Origin of the sequence: Curtanaerobium respiraculi, from assembly GCF_024609215.1 — a bacterium.
Classification (GTDB): Bacteria; Actinomycetota; Coriobacteriia; order Coriobacteriales; family Eggerthellaceae; genus Curtanaerobium; species Curtanaerobium respiraculi.
In genome coordinates, this window is record NZ_JANIPD030000012.1 from 273065 (window position 1) to 294186 (window position 21122).

Sequence of the window (21122 nt, forward strand, 5' to 3'; positions counted from 1 at the left end):
GGTAAGGAAGCTCCATGGTAGACATTACGCTGCTGGTCGGACGGCTGCTGTTCGTCGCGCTGCTGTACCTGTTCCTGTTCGCCATCATGAAGACCGGGATCGGCCTTGTGCGCGGCCAACGCAAAAAGGAGAAGAGTTGGACCATCGCCGTCGAGCGGGGTCCCAAGGAGCTGCGCGGCGTGCAGATCGCCGTACACGGCCCGGTGATCGTCGGGCGCAATCCCGGCGCGGACATCGTCATCGGAGCCGGCTACGTATCCGGGCGGCATGCACGGTTCACGTTGATGGGGCAGAATTTGTTCGTTGAGGATCTGGGTTCCACCAACGGGACCACGGTGAACGGCCAGCGCATCTTCGAGCCCACGGCGCTGCGCAACAAGGATGTCGTCACCATCGGCGACGTGGCGATTCGCGTGAGGTTCGCATAATGGCAGGACGACCGAGCGCGCAGACCGGCCGCCGGCGCTCACCGGTGCGGTTCGGCAGCCGTACCGACATCGGATGCGTGCGCGACCATAACGAAGACAGCCTCGTCGTCGCACCGCCGCTATACGCGGTGGCGGATGGAATGGGGGGCCATGCCGCGGGCGAAGTCGCCAGCGAGATCGCGGTTCGCACGCTAGCGGCGCTCGCGCCCGCCACCGCCGACACGAAGGCGCTGGGGGATGCCGTCGTTCGCGCGAACTACGACGTGATCAACGCCGCGCAGGAAGAGGGTCGCGGCGGCATGGGCACCACCATGACGGCGGCGGTCCTCGAAGGCGAGCGTCTCGCCCTCGCCCAGGTGGGCGACAGCCGCGCCTACCTGCTGCACCAAGGCGCCATGCAGCAGATCACCCGCGATCACAGCCTGATGGCTGACATGATCGAGGCGGGCGAGCTCACGCACGAGGAAGCCCGCGTCCACCCGCAGCGATCGGTGATCACCCGCGCTCTGGGCAGCGACCCCGACATGCAGCCCGATCTGTACGAGATCAACGTCAGCGCCGGGGATCGGCTGCTGCTGTGCTCCGACGGCCTGACGACCATGCTCGAGGACGATCGGATCGAATCGATCTTGAACCGCACGCGCGATCCGCAGCGGGCGGCGAGCATCCTGGTGAACGAGGCGATCGCGGCGGGGGGTCTTGATAACGTGACCGTCGTGGTGGCGGACGTGGAGGGCAACACCGAAGAACGCGTGAAGAAGGAGCGCCGCCACGGCCGCGCATGGGCGGCGATCATCGCCCTCGCCCTGGTGGCGGTCGTGTTCGGGATTATCGGCGGCGTGTACAACTACACGCAGGGGATGGCCTACCTCAAGGCGGAGAACGGCTACGTGGCGGTGTACCGCGGCGTGGACAGCCGGGTGTTCGGAAAAGAGCTTTCGAAGCTCGACCATATCACCACGGTGAGGGTGGACGATTTGCAGCCGGGCGTCGCGAACCGACTGAAGCAGGGCGTCATCATGTGCGACAGCATGGAGCAGGCCGACGGTCTGATCTCCGATTACCAGACTCAAATCGCCGAGGAGGCGGCTTCCGCCTCCTCGGCAGCGGCAAGCTCCTCTTCGTCGAGCGCCTCAACGGGCGCGAGATCGAATTCGTCATCCTCCGCGTTGCCGGGCGGCGCCCGATGACCCGCCGCAACACCGAACTGCTTCTCCTGCTGGCGGCCGCCCCGGTGGTCGTGCTGCTGTATGCGATGATCGTCATGAACAAGGGGGCGGCGCTCTCGGTGGAGACGCTGGGAGTCCCCCTGGGGATTTTCGCCACGTTCACCGTGGCCCACCTCGCCGTGCGCAGATGGGCGCCGGCGGCCGACCCCGCCATCCTCCCGATCGCGTTCGCGCTTTCGGGCATCGGCATCGCCTACGTCACGCGCCTGGCCCCCGCCTCGGCGGTCAACCAGGTCATGTGGCTGTTCCTTTCGGTCATGTGCATGATCGCGGTGATGGTGTTCCTCCGCGGCATCGATCGCGCCTCCGACTACAAATACACGCTCATGCTCGTGGGCATCCTCTTTCTGCTCTCCCCGCTGCTGCCGGTGATCGGCAACGAGCAGTACGGCAGCCGCATATGGCTCCATCTGGGGTCGTTCTCGTTCCAGCCGGGCGAGCTGGCGAAGATATTCATCGTGCTGTTCCTGGCGGGTTATCTCGCCTCGAACCGCGAGATGCTCTCCATATTCACATGGAAAGTCGGCCCCGTGCATGTCCCCGACTTGCGCACGCTGCTCCCCATCGTGCTCATGTGGGGCCTGTCCATGCTCGTGGTCATATTCGAGAAGGACCTTGGCAGCGCGCTCGTGGTGTTCTTCGTGTTCCTCTCGATGCTCTACGTGGCGACGGGCAAGAAGAGCTACGTGGTGGTCGGCATGGTCCTCGCCGCCATCGGCGCCGTCATCGCCTGGTCGGCGTTCTCCCACGTGCAGGTGCGCGTTTCCACGTGGCTCGATCCCTTTGCCGACGTCGCGGGAACCGGATACCAGCTGTGCCAGGCGATTTACAGCATGGCGGACGGCGGGCTGTTCGGCGTGGGCATCGGCCGCGGCATGTGCGATAAGATCCCCGTGGTCGAGAGCGATTACATCTTCGCCGCCATCGCGGAGGAATCGGGCCTTCTGGGCGCGGCGGGACTGCTCCTTCTGTACGTGTGCTTCGCCGTGCGCGGCATCGTCACCGCGGCGCGTGCGAAAAGCGATGTGAGCTCGCTCATCGCCACAGGTCTTACATGCTCTATCGTCTTGCAGGCGTTCATCATCGCGGGCGGCGTCACCCGCCTCATCCCGCTCACCGGCCTCACGCTCCCCTTCGTCAGCCAAGGCGGCAGCAGCCTGTTGGCGAGCTTCATATCGGTGGGCATGCTGCTTGCCTGCGGCAACCAGGCCACCGGCGTGGAATCCGAGGTCGCGGGGGCCACGTCCCATGTGCATTCCAACAGCGTGCTCGGGCGCGTGGCGTTGGGCAAGCGGCTCACGGGCCTGGTGGTGTTCATCAGCATCCTGTACGCGGTCCTGATCGCCAACACCACCATGCTCATGGTGGTGGATGCGGACTACTATCACAACCTGCCCACCAACAACCACACGGCCGCGCGTTCGGAGCAGAGCGAACGCGGCACCATCTCCACCAAGGATGGCACGGTGCTCGCCAAGAGCGTCCAGAACAGCGACGGCACCTACTCGCGGGTATACCCGGCAGGCCCCCTCGCGGCCCATGTGATCGGATACTATTCGGCGGTATACGGCACGGCGGGCATCGAATCCGCGTATAACGACACGCTCACCGGATCCACCGGCTTCGCCACGTTCCTGGATGCGATCAACAGCTATGCGGGCGTTTCGGTGCCGGGCAACGACGTTAAGCTCACCATCGACTCCGACGTCCAGCAAGCTGCGCAGGATGCGCTCGACGGCTATTCGGGGGCGTGCGTGGTGCTGAATTCGGAGACGGGTGCGGTTCTCGCGCTCGCCAGCAGCCCGACCTATGATGCCGGCGATTTCGCGGACATACTGGCGAACGGGTCGGAGGAGGATGCGCTGTACAACCGAGCCACCCAAGCGCTGTATGCCCCCGGCTCCACCTTCAAGATGGTTTCGCTTGCCACGGCGCTGCAGAACGGCATCGCCAGCGAGGACACGGTGTATTCGAGTCCCGCCAGCATCGATATAGGCAACGCGCCCATCACCAACTTCAACAACACCGCCTACGGCAACCTGACGTTGCGTCGGGCGACGGAGCTCTCGTCGAATACGGTGTACGGCCAGGTTGGCCAGCAAATCGGATCGGATTTGCTGGTGCGCAGCGCCGCAGCGTTCGGCTTCAACGCCCAGATCTCGTTCGACCTCCCCCTCTCCACATCGCTCATGCCGGCGGCTAACGAGATGACCGTGTGGGAAACCGCGTGGGCCGCGTGCGGGCAGCCGGTGGGCGAGCATGCAAGTCCCGCCGGTCCCCAGACAAGCGTGCTGCAGATGGCCATGGTGGGCCAAGCCATCGCCAACGACGGCGAGCTGCTGCAACCGTACCTGGTGGACAGCATCTACAATGCCACGGGCGAGCGTGTGAGCACGACGAGCCCGACATCGCTGGGTAACGCGATATCCATCGAGACGGCCCGCCGCACGCGCGACGTGCTGCAGGGCGTTGTCGATCAGGGGACGGGCACCGGTGCGGCGATTGCGGGCATGGACATCGCCGGCAAGACCGGTACCGCGCAGACCGGCAAAGCCCATGATGACAGCTGGTTCGTGGGCATGGGACCGACCGACGATTGCAAGGTCGTGATCGCGATCGTCCTGGAGCAGGCCGGCGATACGGGAACGAACGCGGCAACGCGAGCGAATAATGTGTTGAAGACCGCTTTGAGCGTGCAAGGCGTACGGTAAATAGGTTATGCTACGGGGCAACCCCAATTCCCGCTAGCATGTATCCAAAAGGAGCATATACGTGAACGGAAACATGATCGGCAGGGTATTAAATAACCGCTACAAGATCACCGAGCGCATAGGCATCGGCGGCATGGCGGAAGTTTACCGTGCGCAAGACCAAGTTCTCGGCCGCATCGTGGCTGTCAAGGTGATGCTGCCGCAATATGCCGCCGATTCGGAATTCACCCTCCGCTTCCGCCAAGAAGCGGCCTCTGCCGCCAACCTGCAAAGCCCCTTCATCGTGAACGTGTACGACTGGGGGCAGGACGAGGGCACGTATTACATCGTCATGGAGTATGTGCGCGGTTCCGATTTGAAGACGGCCATCCAAACGCGCGGTGCGATTACCCAGCGGAAGGCCGCCGAAATCGGCGCGCAGGTGTGCAAGGCGCTGTCCGTGGCGCATCATCAGGATATCATCCACCGCGACATCAAGCCGCAGAACATCATGGTCCAGCCCGATGGCAACGTTAAGGTGATGGACTTCGGCATCGCCCGTGCGAAGAACTCGGTGAAATCCCAGACCAGCGCCGTTCTCGGCACTGCGCATTACATCTCTCCCGAGCAGGCGCAGGGCAAGGAGCTCACCGCCTCGAGCGATATCTACTCGCTGGGCGTCGTGCTGTACGAGGCGGTGACGGGCCAGCTGCCCTTCGACGGGCCCGACAGCGTCAGCGTCGCCATGAAGCAGGTGAGCGAGTACCCGGTGCCGCCCAGCCAGGTCAAGCCGGATATCGACCCGGGCCTGGAAGCCATCATCATGCGCGCGCTGGAGAAGGACCCCTTGGCGCGCTTCGCCACGGTGAACGACATGAAGACCGCCCTGACCGACTACCTGGCGGGACGTCCGGTCAATGTCGAGCCCGACGGCACGCGGATGATGGATGCAGGGTATGCGGCCCCGCATCCCGCGCCCAGCAGCACCTCGGTCATGCCCGCGATCGAGGGGGGCGCATCGTCGCAATCGCACACCATGGTCGCCGATGCCTCCAAGGCATCGGGGGAAAAGAAAAAGAAGGGCGCCATCATCGCCATCATCGCCGCGGTCGCCCTCGTGCTGATCGCCATCGCGGCGTTTGCCTCCGGGATGGCGGCGAGCAAGACGGTGCCCGATGTCAAGGGGAAGACGGTTCCCGAGGCGACCGTGCTCCTGCAATCGAGCGGTTACGTGCTGGGAACCACCACCGAGGTGTACGATGCCAACGTCGAGTCGGGAAGGGTCATCAGCTCCGATCCCGCCGCCGGATCGAATCTCGAAGCAGGCAGCCCGGTCAATCTGACGGTGAGCAAGGGCAAGGACCAGGTGGCCGTCCCCGATGTGTCGGGCATGACGGCGCGCGAGGTGCAGCAGGCGCTTTCCCGCGTGGGCCTTACGGGCAAGGAGGGAGCTAGCGAGTATTCCAACACCATCGCCGAGGGCGAGGCCATCCGCACCGAACCTTCGAGCGGCACGAAGGTGGATGCCGGAAGCACGGTCACCTTCATCCTGTCCAAGGGCTCCGAGACCACCGAGGTGCCGAATCTGTCCGGCATGACCGAGGAGGAAGCCTCCGAAGCGCTCGAGGAAGCCGGCTTCGCCCTGGGCAAGGTGTCCGAGCAAGCGTCCACCTCCGTTTCGAAGGGCAAGGTGGTCTCTCAGAACCCGTCGAGCGGCACGAAGGTTGCGAAGGGGACCACGGTCGCCATCGTGGTCAGCTCTGGCTCGCCGGAAGCCCCCGATGTGATCGGCCAGAGCCAGTCGCGGGCGACGGCGAACCTGCAATCCGCCGGTTTCACCGTGAAGGTCGCCGAGGCTGCCAGCAGCACGGTGGAGCAGGGGTACGTGATCGACCAGTACACGTCGGGCTCAACGGTCACCATCACGGTGAGCACCGGGCCGGCCAAGAGCACGTCGACCTCCGGGTCGTCGAAGAGCGGCACGTCGAATTCGGCGTCATCCGGCTCCAGTTAAAGCCGCTCCCTGAAGCGGTGTGGCAGCACGCAGGTGGGGACCTCCCGTTTCCCGGGTTCGGGGAGCGGGAGGTTTTTCATGTGGCAGCGAGAATCGGGGCATCGCGCCGGGGGCGGAGGGCCGGGGCGCAGCCATCTCCCATCGGGATCCAGCCCCGTCAAAAGGGCCTTGCGCTCGGGCCGCCGGCGGCGGGGGGCAGGCGAGCGGGGGTGGGGGTGGTAGGTTGTATTCGCAACAAACCGAGGGCGGGCGGGTGTGCTCAAACTGTGGCGCATCTCCCGACCGGGCTTGTGGGATGCGAGGTGGCGGCGTATCATACGCATGTTTCTTATCACACATGCGCATCGGGACTCGCTCCTGCTAGTGGCCACTTGGAAAAGGCTGCGGGACGGGGAAGAACGATCGCAGAGGACTAACGAATGGAGCGAACCATGGAGAAGATCTCTATCCAGACCCTGCTGGAAGCAGGCGCGCACTTCGGGCATCAGACCCGTCGCTGGAACCCGAAAATGAAGCCGTACATCTTCGGCCATCGCGGGGACATCTACATCATCGATCTGAAGAAGACGCTGGTCGGCATGGACCAAGCGTACACCTTCGTGCGCAATATCGCCGCGAACGGCGGCACGGTGCTGTTCGTGGGCACCAAGAAGCAGGCCCAGGAGAGCATCGCCGAGGCTGCCAACAGCTGCGGCATGCCCTACGTGAACGCCCGTTGGCTCGGCGGCATGCTCACGAACTTCGTCACCATCCGCAGCCGTGTGCAGCGCATGGAGGAGCTCGAGGCCATGGATGCCGACGGCCGCATGGAGCTTCTGCCGAAAAAGGAGCAGATCCTGCTGCACAAGGAGCTGACCAAGCTGCAGACCAACCTCAACGGCATCCGCAACATGAAGAAGATCCCCGATGCGATCTTCGTCGTGGATACCAACCGCGAGCTCATCGCCCTGGCCGAGGCCCACAAGCTGCGCATCCCCATCATCGGCACCATCGACACCAACTGCGATCCCGACGAAGTCGATTACGGCATCCCCGCAAACGATGACGCGATCCGCTCCGTCAAACTGTTCTGCGAGTTCGTCGCCGATGCGGTGATCGCGGGCATCGGCGCCCCGGTCACGCTCGAGGAAATGACCGAAGGCGAAGCCGTCGCCGAGACCGCCCCGGTCGCCGAGACCGCCCCGGCCGTCGATGCCGCCCCGGCCGCCGAGGAGGCGGCTCCCGAGGTTCCCGCAGCCGAATAGCAACCGTCTTCCACGCAAACCGCATGCGGGTTTCCCGCTGACAGAAAGGAAAAAACATGGCACAGATCACCGCCGCCCTGGTCAAGCAGCTTCGCGAGATGACTGGCGCGGGCATGATGGAATGCAAGAAGGCCCTCGTCGAAACCGATGGCAACTTGGACGCCGCCGTAGACGAGCTGCGCAAGCGCGGTCTTGCCGCAGCCGCCAAGAAGGCCGGTCGCGCCACCAACGAAGGCCGCGTCAACTCGGTGGTGGAGGGCGCCGTCGGCGCCGTCTGCCAGATCAACTGCGAGACGGACTTCGTCGCGCTCACCGACAAGTTCCAGAGCTACGTCGAGTTCTTCACCAACGCCGTCGTGGAAAACGACCCCGCCGACGTGGAAGCGCTGCTCGCCAGCGAGTACAAAGGCGCGAAGGTTCAGGACGAGCTTACCGAGGCCATCCACGTGATCGGCGAGAACATGCAGATCGCCAACTTCAAGCGACTCACGGTCGAGGGCACGGGCGCCCTGGTCCCCTACATCCACATGAACGGCAAGATCGGCGTCCTGGTGTCCTTCAAGTTCGGCGATGAGGCCACCGCTGCCGACGAGCGCTTCCTCGCCATGGGCAAGGATGTTGCCATGCAGATCGCCGCCCTCAATCCGGTCTCCATCGACTCCGAGAGCGTCCCTGCTGAGATCCGCGAGCATGAGATGGCGATCTACGTTGCTCAGGCCGCCGAGTCCGGCAAGCCCGAGAACATCCAGCAGAAGATCGCGGAAGGCCGCATGCACAAGTTCTACAAGGAGTCCTGCCTCCTGGAGCAGGATTTCGTGAAGGATAGCGACCTGTCCGTGGGCGCGTACGTGAAGAAGGTCGCCAAAGACCTGGGCGACGAGATCTCCGTCGTCGACTTCGCGCGCATCGCTCTTGGCGACTAGGCGCTGACCTGCCACGTCTGCACGTTGGAGCGGCCGTCCGATGCGGGCGGTCGCTCTGTGTATAATCAAGTAAAAGCAAGAAGGGGGAGGATGCATGGCTGAAGAGGTCATCATCGCGCGCGAGACGCCTCGGATCTCCGGTGTTGTCAACATATCGGGCGCGAAGAATTCCGCCTTGAAACTGATGTGCGCCTCCATTTTGGGTCAGGGCAAGACGGTGCTGCACAATGTGCCGAACATCTCCGACATCGAGCTCATGGGCGAGGTGCTGGAGGCCCTGGGCGCCACCGTGCAGCGCGATGGGCACGACATGATCGTGGACACCGGCACGGTGAACAAGTACGACGCTCCGTACGAGCTGGTCAGCCGCATGCGTGCGAGCATCTCCTCCCTGGGGCCGCTGGTCGGGCGCTTCGGCAGGGCCCATGTGGCCATGCCGGGCGGTTGCCAGATCGGCGCGCGCCAGATCGACATGCACCTGGTGGGCCTTCAGCAGCTGGGCGTGTCCTTCGAGATGGACCACGGCTACCTGGTCGCCACCACCCCGAACGGTTTGCATGGCGGGAGCATCGTCCTGGAATTCCCCAGCGTGGGCGCCACGGAGAACACCATGATGGCGTCCGTGGTTGCGAAGGGCTCCACCACCATCGACAACGCCGCCTGCGAGCCCGAGATCGAGGATTTGGCCAACATGCTCAACGCCATGGGCGCGCATGTGGAGGGCGCCGGCACCTCCTCCATCCGCATCGAGGGTGTCGCGCTCGAGGACATGCATCCGTGTGAGCACACCACGGTGGGCGACCGCATCGAGGCGGGTACGTACCTGGTGGGCGGTGCGCTCTTGGGCGGCCCCATCACGGTTTTGGGCATCAAACCAGCCTATCTGCGCATGGCGTTGGTCAAGCTCCGCGCCATGGGGTGCGAGATCGAGACGGGCGACAACCTGATCACGCTGCGCCGGACCGGCCCGCTGCAGGCGGTCGACATCCAGACGCTGCCCCATCCGGGATTTCCCACCGATTTGCAGGCCCAGTTCATGCTGCTATGCGCGCTCGCGGAGGGCAATTCCGTCATCACCGAGAACGTGTTCGAGAACCGCTTCATGTTCGCGGCGGAGATCGCCCGCATGGGCGCGGATATCACCATAGACGACCACCATGCCCTCGTGCGCGGTGTGAAGCGGCTTCAAGGCGCCCCGGTGGTGTCCACCGACCTGCGCGCCGGGGCGGCGCTCGTGCTGGCGGGCCTTGCCGCCGAAGGGGAGACCGTCGTGCGGAAGATCGCGCACATCGATCGCGGATACGAGGACTACGTCGGCAAGTTGTCGGGAGTCGGCGCGAACGTCGAGCGCCGGGTCGTGGAGAGCGTGTAGGAAGATCCCATGTCCGACCGTCAGCAGCGCCGGAAATCGAATGCCCGCAGCCGGCAGATCCGCCAGCAAACCATCGGCAGCCACGTGCAGCGCGAAAGCCTGCGCGCCAAGCGCACGAAGGTGCGGTTCGGCGACCAGAGACGGCAGGCTCGCGCCCTCCATGGGGAGATTTCGCACGTGATCCCCCGCACCTCGACCCGCGAAAGCGCTGCCGACTTCTCGCGCAGGTCGCATATACGCGATCACGCAAAGGCGGAGCGGCGCAAGCGCAAGCGCAACCGGGCCATCCTCGCCATCGCCGTCGCCGCCATCGCCGCGCTCCTGGTCTTCGGTGTGGCATCCTTCGTGTACGGGCATTCCGTCGACAGCAAGATGGCCCTCAACGACGGGGATGCCATCGCCCAGCTTGCTGAGGCCAAGAACGAGACCGACCCGTACTGGGTCCTGTTCGCGGGGGAGTACGATGCCCCGGGGGTCGCCTACGACGGGCCGCATCTGCTTGAGCTCATGCGCGTCGATCCCGCGAGCGCGCAGGTCACATTCGTGTGGGTTCCCCCGAATGCGCTTGTGTCGCTTTCCGACGGGAAGAACCACCACCTCAGCGAAGCGCAGACCGTCGGCGGCGACGCCGAGCTCATCAAGGCGGTGCAGGATCTCGCCGGCGTGAAGATCGCGCATTACGCGAAGATAGACAAGGACGGTTTCGTCGCCCTTGTCGATGCGCTCGGCGGGGTTACGGTCACGCTGCCGGAGGAGATCGACGATCCGCGCGCTGGAACCGCGTACATGCCGGCGGGCGAGCAGCCTCTCGATGGAAAGGGCGCGCTCGAGGCGGTCCGGGCGACCAACTACGCCACGCCCGAGGCGACGCAGGCTGCCGTGCAGGCGGGCGTTGCCCAGTCTCTGCTCCGGAAGCTGCTCGATACCGGCGGCCTGGGCTCCGCCGCCACCTTCGATGCCATCGCCGGATACTTCAAAACGGACCTGACGTATGCGGGCATCTCGTCGCTCCTCGCGCCCTTCGGCAAGGCGGAGGGCATCACCGTGCGTTCCACGTTTATACCGGGGACGCTCACGACTGACCGGGGCGTGCAATACTACCGGGTTTCATCGAAAGAGCTTTCCGCGCTCATGGATACGGTGAACTCCGGCGGCGAGCTGGATGTTGCCGCGACCGTTCCCGACGTGGATGCGGGCAAGGTCTCGGTCACCGTGCGCAACGGCTCATCTATCGTCGGAGCCGCCGCCGCGGCAGCCTCGACGCTTTCCGACGCCGGCTACCGGGTTGGCGAGCCGAGCAATACCGAAACCGCCGTGTACACGGAAACGCTCATCATATACCGGTCCTCCGATGAAAAGGTTGCGGCCGAGGCCGTTGCGGCGGCATTGGGGCAGGGCCGCGTGTCGAACGCTGGGACCTATTATTCATTCGACACCGATGTGCTGGTGGTCATCGGATCGGATTGGATCTCCTCATAGCATAGGAAAGGGGCCCGCGGCTGCGAACCCCTTTCGCGTATCGCTCGATGTGCGTGAACCTGCTTACTCGGCGGGCACGACGCGCGTCACGCCGGGGACGCGCTCCTTCAAGATGCGCTCGATGCCGTTGGCGAGCGTCATCTGGCTCATGGGGCAGCCCTGGCAGGCACCCTGCAGCTCGACGGACACGACACCGCCTTCGTTCACGTCGACGAACCTCACGTCGCCGCCGTCTGCCTGCAGGCTGGGGCGGATGAGCTCGAGCACTGCCACTACATCATCACGATTGACCATGGTGTTTCCCTTCTGTCGGTATTCGTATGCGCGCAAGTTTAGCACACGTCGATGGCAGCCGGAGAGCATGTTTCCGTGCCGATAGAATGATGGCGGCCCGCCGGAGATCCCCGCCGTTGGACTTCGTAAGCCGGATGGCTTGACATGAACTGCTACAATGCGATTCATCTGCACTTTGCCGCACTCAAGGAAAGAAGGGGACGCATGTCTTCGCCAGTCGTATGCACCGCGTGCGGATCAACCGATTTCGATTTGGCCGATTACGAGTCGCTCTTGTCCCTCTCTGCCACCGGCGCGCTCTTTACGCTGCGCTGCCCCCGTTGCGGCGCGCAAGTGACCGCGGTATGCGCGATCCCCGAGGAGCTGCGCGCGGAGGTCGAGGCTGCTGCCGATAAAGTCGGGGCGGGCATGGGCGGAAAACGCCCCGCCGGCTGCTAAGATTCCCCGCGATCCCAAGGAATTCCATGCTCAACTCTATCTACCACGCCATAGACCCGGTCGCGCTGTCGCTGGGGCCCCTGACGGTGCGCTGGTACGGTATCGCCTATATCCTGGGGTTTTCGTTCGCTGCGCTTATCGTATGGAAAACCGCCAAACGATGGCGCATCAACCTGGACGAGGATGCCCTGCTCACCATCATCATCTGCGTGATCGTCGGGGTCATTCTGGGCGCTCGCCTGGGCTACGTTGTATTCTACGGGGATGGCTACTACCTGAACCACCCGTGGGATATCTTCGCGTTCAGCCAGGGCGGCATGAGCTTCCACGGGGGGCTGGCGGGTGCGCTGGTCTCGGGGTGCGTCGCTGCGCGCCTGTGCCACGTCCCCTTCGCAACGCTTGCCGACCTGGGTGCCATCGCCGCGCCGGTGGGCCTATTTTTCGGGCGGTGCGCCAATTTCATCAACGGGGAGCTGTGGGGCGCCCCGACCGACCTTCCCTGGGGGGTCGTGTTCGGGGGCGCGGCGGGCAGCGTTGCGCGTCATCCTTCGCAATTGTACGAGGCTCTGCTCGAGGGCGCGCTCATATTCATCGTGATGCTCGCCCTGTCGCGCCGGGTGCCGGCGCGCCCGCGGGGTACGTTCATAGGGGCATTCCTGGTGCTATACGGCATCTGCCGCTTCAGCATCGAATTCGTCCGCCTTCCCGATAGCCAACTGGGGTACCTGTTGGGCACCGATTGGCTGACCATGGGGCAAGTGCTCTCCGTGCCCCTCGTCCTTGCGGGGATATGCGTGATCGCGTGGGCGCGCCGCGCGAAGCTGCCGCAGCAGGGCGCGCCGATGGAAGGCGGGCCGGCCCCGGGAGCCCCGCGCGAAGGATAAGCGCTGCTGGCATGGCGTTTCGCGCCACTTGCTCCCACATCGCCGTGCGGGGGCTGGCTTCGTGCGAATTGAGGTATCATGGGCAGACGGTTAGCGTTCTATGAAGGAGGACCAATGACTCTGGAATTCTATAAGTGCCTGCATTGCGGCAACGTTGCAATCAAGGTGTACGACAAGAAGCCCCCTCTGTCCTGCTGCGGCGAGAAGATGGCGAAGCTCGAGGCCAATACCACCGATGCCGCCCAGGAAAAACATGTTCCCGTCGTCACCGTCGAGGGCAACGTCGTGAAGGCCGTCGTGGGCAGCGTCGCGCATCCCATGACCGAAGAGCACCTGATCGCGTTCATCGTGCTGGAAACCAAGAAGGGCTACCAGGTTGTCAACCTGTCTGCCGGCGAAGCCCCCGAGGCCACGTTCGCCGTCGCCGAAGGCGACGCGCCGGTTGCCGTGTACGAATACTGCAACCTGCACGGTCTATGGAAGGCCGAGATCTAACACGGGCACGATCGCGTGCTTGGGGCCGCTCTTTGGAGCGGCCTTTTTTCGGTCGCGATTCCCGCATCCGCAGGCGGTCGGGATCTTGCGGCATTCGCCGGCATAGGGATGCGGAGCATCGCCGGAGAACCGGGTTGCCGTCCCAGTGGTTCGTCAGACGGTTTTCGTGCTAATGTGGGCGCCATGGCTACTACGACGACAGAATGCATCGATCTCGCCATCATCGGGGGCGGGCCCGCGGGCCTTGCCGCGGCAATCTCCGCGGCGCGTGCGGGCGCGCACCCGGTGGTGATCGAAGCGCGCGATCGCCTGGCGGAAACGATCCGCCCGACGGGCGATGGCCGCTGCAACATATCGAATTCCCATGTGACGGCATGGGATTACCATAATGCGGACTTCGTGCGACGGGCATTCCTCTCTTGTCGTCCCAAGCAGGTGCGCGCATTCCTCGAGGGCTGCGGCATCATGCTGCGGGAAGAGGCGCAGGGCCGCCTATATCCCCAGCCCAACAAATCGACCGCCGTGATCGAGGCGCTGCTGGCTGCGGCGCGCCGCGCGGATGTGAAATCCCGCACGGGGAAACGCGTACGGTTCCTGCGCCGCAACGCGGACGTCTGGACGATCTCATTCGAGGATGGAAGCCGGCTGCGCGCGCGCAGCGTGATCGTATGCACGGGAGGCGGGCTCGCCGGGGAATTCGTTCCTCATGTCGTCTCCGTCGAGCCGGCTCGGCCGGTCCTCGCACCTCTCGCCTGCGACGGGCGGGCAGTGCGAGGGCTGGACAAGATTCGGGTGAAATGCGCTCTCACGTGGGAAGACGTTGTCGAAGAAGGCGAGATCACCTTCCGCTCGTACGGGATTTCGGGCATCTGCGCGTTCAACATCTCGCGTTTCGTCGAGCCGGGGCAGACGGTGCATGTCGATTTCGCGCCTGCGCTCGACCGCTCAACCGGGCCGGTGTTTCTGCACCAGCGACTGGATTCGCTGGAGCCGCGCACGTGGCGGGAGTTCACGACGGGCATGCTGCTCCCCCCGGTGGCGGCCGCCGTGTTCCGCGCGGCGGGCATACAGGAAGCCTCGCGTCCCCGGAGGGGGGACCTGGCTGCCTTCGAGGAGGCGTGGCGGGCGTTCCCCTTGACGGTGAGGGGCATCGGAGACGCGAGGCTCGCCCAAGTGCGCCGCGGGGGAATCGCGGTTTCGTGCATCGATCCGCGCACCATGGCGGTGAAGGATGCCCCGGGGTTGCATGCCGCCGGCGAAGCCGTCGACGTGGACGGGCCCTGCGGCGGCTACAACCTGCACTGGGCATGGGCAAGCGGGATCATCGCCGGTCACGCGGTTGCGCAAGGGGCATCGTCCTCGCCGTCGGAGAGACCCCGCTGCATCGACCGTGAGAATCCATCGGCCCCCAAGCACGTCCGCATCTCCGAGGGCCACGCGTGCGAAGAGGCGGTGCCGGAGAAGGACGGGGGTCGTTCCCCTCATGGCGGCGAAGAGGATTCCTCCGCTCAGGATGACGGGGCCGGGGCGTGATACGGGTCTCGAATCTTCGAATAGCCCTCGACGATGAGTGCGCGTCGAGGGGCGGCGCGGCCCAGGCGGAGGGCGCGCTTATCGAAACGGTGGCATGCCATCTGGGCGTTCCGGCACGGGAAGTCAAATCGGCGAAGGTCGTGCGGCGCAGCGTGGACGCCCGGAGGAAGTCGGACGTCCACTTCGTCGTCAACGCCGACGTCGAGCTAGCATCGCCGGAAGGTGAATCGCGCGCCATCGCCTCGGGCAGGGCGACCGTCCACAACGTCCTACCACCCCTCGCGTTCCATGCCCCCGGCAGGCCGGCACCCCGCCCGCTGGTGGTGGGGACCGGTCCCGCGGGGCTGTTCTGCGCCCTGTACCTGGCGAAAGCCGGCTTGCATCCCCTCCTCATCGAGCGGGGGGCGCCGGTGGAAGATCGCGCGAAGGCCGTCGATGCCTTCAACGAGGGCGCGCCCCTCGATCCGCAGGCCAACATCCAATTCGGCGAAGGCGGCGCGGGCACGTTCTCCGATGGCAAGCTGAACACCGGGGTAAAGCACCGGTTCTCTCCGTACGTATTGCAGTGGTTCGCCGACGCCGGCGCTCCGCGAGAAATCCTCTGGGAGGCGAAGCCGCATATCGGCAGCGATCTGCTTCCCGGCGTGGTGCGCGCCCTGCGCGAGCAGATCGTCGAGCTCGGAGGCGAGGTTCGATTCCGCACGCAGCTCGTCGACATCCTCTTCGAGGGGGATCGTGTTTCCTCGGCCACGTTGCTTGATCGGGATGGCGTGCGGGAAGATATCGTCGTGGATCGCATTGTGCTCGCAACCGGCCATTCAGCGCGCGACACGTACGAGATGTTGCAACGGCAGGGCATCGCGCTCGAGCGCAAGCCGTTCGCCATGGGCGTGCGCATCGAGCATCCCCAGTCGCTGATCAACCGCAGCCAATGGGGAAAGTCGTCCCGTCATCCGGCGCTTGCGGGCCGGGCGGCCGATTACAAGATGGCAATCCATGTGAGCGAGAAGCGCAGCGCGTTCACCTTCTGCATGTGCCCGGGCGGCACCGTTGTCGCCGCCGCAAGCGAGGCGGGCGGCGTGGTCACCAACGGCATGAGCGTCCACGCGCGCGACGGTGCGAACGCCAACGCGGCCCTGCTGGTGAACGTCGACCCCGACGACCTTCCGGGCGAGGATCCGTTGGAGGGCGTGCGCCTGCAGCGCAGCATCGAGCAGCGCGCCTACCGGGCGGCGCGGGCTGCCGGAGGGGGGGCGTACAGCGCCCCCGCCCAGTCGGTGGGCTCGTTTTTGGCTGCGGGGGGCTCGGATGCGCTCCTCGGGACCGTCTGCGCCGCAAATTTTTCTTCAGTGAGAGATTGCAGCAGTGCAGCGCACGAACGAGCCTCGGTAGAGGCGCAGCGAGCAGCGAAACGGCGCGTCCCAGGAGGCACATCCGAGTCTCCGGTGGACGTGGCGACCCCCACGTACCCGAGGGGCGTCGTGCCATGCGATTTGCATGCGGTGCTGCCCGGCTTCATATGCGATACGTTGGCGGCGGCGCTTCCTGCGTTCGACAAGCGCCTGCACGGGTTTGCCGATCCGCATGCACTATTGACGGCTCCGGAATCCCGCAGCAGCAGCCCGGTGCGCATCGTGCGGGACGAGCGGTTGCAAGCGCGATGCTTGGATGCGCCGGCGGAGCCTTCCGGTTCTTTTCGCGGTTCCGGCCTATACCCGTGCGGCGAGGGCGCCGGCTACGCGGGCGGTATCGTCAGCGCGGCGGCCGACGGCATGCGCGTCGCCGATGCGCTGGTACGCGATATCCAAATCGATGCCGCCGTGCATGCGCTCGCGGCCGGCAAGCCGGTGGTGTTTCCCACCGATACCGTCGTCGGATTGGGGGTTGCCGTCGATTTCGCCGAAAGCCCCGCGATCCTGCATCGCATCAAGCAGCGTGACTCCGGAAAGCCCATCGCTTGGCTCGTGGCGGGGGTGCGCGATTTGCTCGAATACGGTGAGGGCGTCCTCTCCTACGCGGTCGAGCTTGCACAGGCGCATTGGCCCGGCGCTCTTACGCTCGTTGTCCAGGCGGGCGATCGGGTACCGCGCGCCTATAGTTCCGCAGCGGGAACCATCGCGCTGAGAGCTCCAGCGAGCAAAATCGCCCAAGAGCTCATCGAGAGAACGGGATGTCCGCTTGCGACCACCTCGGCAAACATGTCGCATGACCGGTCCGTGCAAACCACGGCGGAAGTGGACGAGCGGGTGCGGAAACAGGCTGCTGCTGTGGTCGATTCCCCCTTGGGGGTCTTCGCAAGCGGAGTCTCTTCCAGCGTGGTCGATTGCACGGGGGAGCGGCCGCGCGTGATTCGGCAGGGCGACGTGAAGGTGATATCCCAAAAATGTTCGAGTTGATCAATCGGGGCCGCTGCGGGGTGTCCGGGGCACGGTGCGTGTCTTTGGCAGCGCTTTCCGTCTCGCCCTATGGGGCGCATCGCCCCCGCCGCCGGGCGGGGTCGCGCCGATGCATTCCCTGAACGCCTTGCTGAAGTGCTCACCTGCTTGAAGCCGACCGGACGCGCGATATGGGAGACCGTATGGACGGGGTTGAACAACATGGATCGCGCGCATGGTGGGTATTCGAAAGGAAACGGCGCATTGGAATATCCAGCAGAAGCGCAGGGCAGAAGTTCTCTATACTCTGACCTGCGCTTGGCTTCACAAGTGGAAAATTTGCTTTTCTATGGTCGCCGCTGCATTTACGATACCAGTGCCTTGAGCTTTTTAAGATCGACTTTACCGATGGCGGTCGTGGGAAGCGCCGCTACTTCCATCATTTGGTCGGGGAGCTTGTAGTCGGGGACCGAGCAGCCTTTCAGATACGCCCGCATCCGCGCGAGCGTGGGAGCGCCGCCGTCGCAGACCACGAACACGCAAATACGCTCTCCGAGCAAAGAATCGGGAATCCCCATCGCGGCTGCCGCTTTAATATGGGGTATTTGCTCGACAAGCTCTTCGACCTCTTCCCCCGATATTTTTTCGCCACCCCGATTGATGACGTTTTTGATTCTTCCCGTGATGCGGAGCTGTCCTTGAGGGTTAAACGTTGCAAGATCGCCGCTTCGGAAAAATCCATCGTCGGTGAATGATTTTGCGTTGACCTGCGGATTGGCGAAGTAGCCATTGATGGTATACGGTCCGCGAACAAGGAGCTCGCCTTCTGCTCCAGCAGGCACCTCATCTCCTTCAACGTCAACGATGCGGATTTCGTCGAGGTGGGAGATGGGTGTCCCCTGATACGTGCGGGCTAGATCGGCAGGGTCATTTTCTCCGGTAAGGCAAATCAGCCCTTCAGCCATACCGAATACCTGCTGTATCCAACATCCGAATGCGCTTGCCGCACGGTCGTAGTGGGCGGGCGGGAAAGGAGCGCCACCCACCTGCACCAATCGCAGCGAGGAAAGATCAGGCGAATACCATTGGATAGCCTCGCCCCACAGCGATGCAAGCGAGGGAACAAGTGAGGTAAACGTTACCCCATAGCGCTCGATAAGGGCGAATGCCTCATCAGGGCTAGGGGATGAGGCGAGGACGACCTGCCCACCCGTGGCAAGGGTCCCCAGAATCCCCGGGTTATTCAACGGGAAATTGTGGGCTATGGGAAGTGCGGCGAGATAGACGTCATCGCATGTGAGTTTGCAGCGCCCGATCGTGAGACGGCAATTGTAGAAGTAATCGTTATGCGTGCGGGGAATGAGCTTGGGGAGTCCCGTTGTCCCGCCCGATAGCAACAGGAGCATCGGAGCCGTCGGAGAGACGCCCGTAGCCGCATCAGGGAGGGGGATTTTCGAAGGGGGAGGAAGAAGGAGGTTGCTATGGGCGATTACCTCCAGCGATGCGGTACCTGAAGTTAGCGAGTGTTTGAGCTGGTCGAAATCTGGCTCATCAGGAAGAAAACACGTAGTTGCCCCAGATGCTTTGGCGATATGTTCAAGCTCACGGTGTTGATGGGAGCCGAGCGAAAGAGCGGGAATGCAGCCTGCGTACATGACACCGAAGAAAACAGCAAGGGAAGGGATGTCGTTTCTCATCTGAACGACGATGCGTTCCTGGGGCGTGTGTCCTCTTGTGAGGCAATGGCTTGCAACGGTTCTTACCATGGCTTTCAGCTCGCCATACGTTATGGTTTGCGATAGGGTGCAAAGGGCAACGCGCTGGTCGAAGTCGCTGCACCAGCGGTCGAAATGGGTCCGAAATACCTGGCCTTCCCAGGCGTTTGCGCCGATATAGCGGTGGGCTCTTTCACTTGGAAATTCGATAAAGTCCTTTTTCATTTTTCTCTTTCACTTGTCTGGTAATACTTTTTAGTTAGAATTGCCTAACCGAAGTATATACCGTGTCGGTCGTTTGAACCATACATGAGGGAAAGGGATTCAGTGATTGTCGACGAAATGGTGCGAGAAATCATACAGAGCATTATTGGATCTGAAGAATTACCTGATGATCCCACGGTTGATCTTGTTTCTTACGGAATGAGTTCTCTCGACATCATGCGTGCAGCGGGCTTGCTTTCGAAGCAAGGTCTGCCAATCACCTTTGCTGAGATGATCGCCCATCCAACGTTGGCAGCATGGATGGAGAGCATCGAGCGAAATCGCAATGATCGGTCTGATGGTCGCGATACTGTAACGGAAGAGCAGCCCGCAGCAGATGAATCGTTTGAGTTAACCAAAGTCCAACAGGCGTATTTTGTCGGGCGCGATGAAAGCCAACTGCTGGGAGGTACCTCATGCCATGCCTACTTTGAATTCGAAGGAAAGGCGCTCGATCCCAAGCGACTCGAACGTGCATTCTATGCATTAGCAGCACGGCACCCCTTGCTTCGGACCCGGTTCACCGATGAAGGCGTAGCGTATCCTCTCAAGGAAACGCCCTGGCAAGGCCTAGAGATATACGATCTTTCGAGCGCGGATGATGCAGAAGGGCAGCTTGCCCGTATACGTGCCGACCTAAGCCATCGCAAGCTTGATGTGGAAGCGGGTGTGGTCTTCGACTCCTGCCTGGTGTTGCTTCCTCATGGGCAAACGCGTTTGTGCATGAGCATCGATCTTCTGGCAGCCGATGTCATGAGCATCAAGATCGTCCTGCGTGAACTTGCGGCACTCTATCGGGGTGAGTCCCTGCCTGCCCTCACGTATACTTTTACGCGTTATCGCGCCAATGTGGAGGAGCAAGAGCAGGAAGCAAGCGATCGCGATGCGGCATACTGGGCGACCCGCATCGAAGAGCTGCCCGCCGCGCCGCATCTTCCTCTTACGACGCCCATCTCCGATCTGGCGGTCCCTCATTTCACCCGCCGTTCCTTCGTGCTCGGTCAAAGGCGGTCACGGGCATTTATGGCTCGCGCGCAATTGCAGGGGGTAACGCTTCCCATGGCCGTTGCCTCTTTGTATGCGCACGTCCTTTCCATCTGGAGCAATACGAGTCACTTCTTACTGAATATGCCCCTCTATAATCGCAAGCCGATCGATGAGGGTGTCGATTCCATCGTGTCGGATTTCAGCTCGCTGATGCTCCTCGAAGCCGATACCTCGAATGCCGACAGTTTGGGAGCGCTCGTACAACGCATCCAACGTCGCTTTAGGGAAGATGCTGCCCATAGCGGATACGGTGGAACAAGCGTTCTTGCGGACTTATCGCGCGTGCGCGGTGAAGTCTGCCTTGCTCCCGTGGTATTTGCAAGCAACATCGGTGGCGAATTCATCGATGCGGGGACAAGGGAAACGCTAGGCACCCTCAGCTACATGCTTGCCGAAACACCGCAGACCATCTTGGACCATCAGCTCTATGAGACGGAGCAAGGCCTCCTTTTCGTGTGGGATTTCGTGGATGAGATCCTTGATGCAAGGATGATCGAAGAGGCGTTTTCATATTATCAGCAGATTGTCGAGTACTACGGTGGACATGATTGGAGCGATCCCTTCCCGCTTGCGCTCCTCCCCTCCTACGAGCGCGCCTCCCGGGGCGACGCCCGTCCCGCCGCCCCGGGGCCGATCCACGCCGGCTTCTTCGAGCGCGCCGCCGAGGATCCCGGCCGCATCGCCCTGAGGTGGGGGGA

General features: G+C 63.4%; 16 protein-coding genes. 14 read left to right on the plus strand and 2 right to left on the minus strand.

Annotated features, from left to right (window positions below; translation table 11 throughout):
• Positions 1–14: 14 nt before the first annotated feature.
• The 8 genes from NOV21_RS05690 (at position 15) to NOV21_RS05725 (ending at position 11379) form a co-directional block, all read left to right on the plus strand.
• Entirely contained in the window at positions 15–428 is a 414-nt protein-coding gene (locus tag NOV21_RS05690) for an FHA domain-containing protein (protein ID WP_283170228.1), read from the plus strand.
• Positions 428–1618: a Stp1/IreP family PP2C-type Ser/Thr phosphatase gene (locus NOV21_RS05695; RefSeq protein WP_283170229.1), complete on the plus strand. Its 1191-nt coding sequence runs from the start codon at positions 428–430 to the stop codon at positions 1616–1618. The genes NOV21_RS05690 and NOV21_RS05695 overlap by 1 nt, the downstream gene beginning before the upstream one ends.
• The gene (locus NOV21_RS05700) at positions 1615–4368 is read left to right on the plus strand and encodes an FtsW/RodA/SpoVE family cell cycle protein (protein ID WP_283170230.1); all 2754 of its coding nucleotides are present in this window, start codon (positions 1615–1617) and stop codon (positions 4366–4368) included. The genes NOV21_RS05695 and NOV21_RS05700 overlap by 4 nt, the downstream gene beginning before the upstream one ends.
• 73 nt (positions 4369–4441) lie before the next feature.
• Positions 4442–6361 carry a Stk1 family PASTA domain-containing Ser/Thr kinase gene (gene pknB, locus NOV21_RS05705; protein ID WP_428978386.1) on the plus strand — a complete coding sequence of 640 codons (1920 nt, stop codon included), beginning with the start codon at positions 4442–4444 and terminating at the stop codon, positions 6359–6361.
• Between the two features lie 431 nt (positions 6362–6792).
• Positions 6793–7605 carry a 30S ribosomal protein S2 gene (rpsB, locus tag NOV21_RS05710; RefSeq protein WP_283170232.1) on the plus strand — a complete coding sequence of 271 codons (813 nt, stop codon included), beginning with the start codon at positions 6793–6795 and terminating at the stop codon, positions 7603–7605.
• A gap of 56 nt (positions 7606–7661) precedes the next feature.
• Complete coding sequence (tsf, locus tag NOV21_RS05715) at positions 7662–8528, plus strand: translation elongation factor Ts (RefSeq protein WP_283170233.1); 867 nt, start codon at positions 7662–7664, stop codon at positions 8526–8528.
• Positions 8529–8622: 94 nt separating this feature from the next.
• On the plus strand, positions 8623–9900 hold the full coding sequence (gene murA / locus NOV21_RS05720) for a UDP-N-acetylglucosamine 1-carboxyvinyltransferase (protein ID WP_283170234.1): 1278 nt from the start codon (positions 8623–8625) through the stop codon (positions 9898–9900).
• 9 nt (positions 9901–9909) lie between these two features.
• Positions 9910–11379 (plus strand): LCP family protein, encoded by a 1470-nt coding sequence (locus NOV21_RS05725; RefSeq protein ID WP_283170235.1) that lies wholly within the window; start codon positions 9910–9912, stop codon positions 11377–11379.
• Between the two features lie 63 nt (positions 11380–11442).
• Here the strand turns inward: NOV21_RS05725 and NOV21_RS05730 are convergent, their stop codons facing one another.
• Positions 11443–11673 (minus strand): NifU family protein, encoded by a 231-nt coding sequence (locus tag NOV21_RS05730; protein ID WP_283170236.1) that lies wholly within the window; start codon positions 11671–11673, stop codon positions 11443–11445.
• A 204-nt stretch (positions 11674–11877) separates the two neighbouring features.
• On the opposite strand from NOV21_RS05730, the gene NOV21_RS05735 reads away from it, so the two are divergent.
• From NOV21_RS05735 to NOV21_RS05755, 5 genes are all read left to right on the plus strand, one after another.
• Complete coding sequence (locus tag NOV21_RS05735) at positions 11878–12111, plus strand: UDP-N-acetylmuramoylalanyl-D-glutamate--2,6-diaminopimelate ligase (protein ID WP_283170237.1); 234 nt, start codon at positions 11878–11880, stop codon at positions 12109–12111.
• Between the two features lie 26 nt (positions 12112–12137).
• A complete protein-coding gene (gene lgt / locus NOV21_RS05740) occupies positions 12138–12995 on the plus strand; it encodes a prolipoprotein diacylglyceryl transferase (protein WP_283170238.1) in 858 nt (285 codons plus the stop codon).
• Positions 12996–13109: 114 nt separating this feature from the next.
• Positions 13110–13490: a desulfoferrodoxin family protein gene (locus NOV21_RS05745; protein WP_283170239.1), complete on the plus strand. Its 381-nt coding sequence runs from the start codon at positions 13110–13112 to the stop codon at positions 13488–13490.
• Between the two features lie 183 nt (positions 13491–13673).
• Positions 13674–15023, plus strand: a complete 1350-nt coding sequence (locus tag NOV21_RS05750) for an aminoacetone oxidase family FAD-binding enzyme (protein WP_283170240.1) — start codon at positions 13674–13676, stop codon at positions 15021–15023.
• Positions 15020–17419 carry an L-threonylcarbamoyladenylate synthase gene (locus tag NOV21_RS05755; RefSeq protein WP_283170241.1) on the plus strand — a complete coding sequence of 800 codons (2400 nt, stop codon included), beginning with the start codon at positions 15020–15022 and terminating at the stop codon, positions 17417–17419. The genes NOV21_RS05750 and NOV21_RS05755 overlap by 4 nt, the downstream gene beginning before the upstream one ends.
• Before the next feature lie 344 nt (positions 17420–17763).
• On the opposite strand, the gene NOV21_RS05760 is transcribed toward NOV21_RS05755, so the two are convergent.
• Entirely contained in the window at positions 17764–19338 is a 1575-nt protein-coding gene (locus NOV21_RS05760) for a (2,3-dihydroxybenzoyl)adenylate synthase (RefSeq protein ID WP_283170242.1), read from the minus strand.
• 102 nt (positions 19339–19440) lie between these two features.
• On the opposite strand from NOV21_RS05760, the gene NOV21_RS05765 reads away from it, so the two are divergent.
• Positions 19441–21122, plus strand: a 1682-nt coding sequence (locus NOV21_RS05765) for a condensation domain-containing protein (protein WP_283171777.1), incomplete at its 3' end; no start/stop codon positions are given.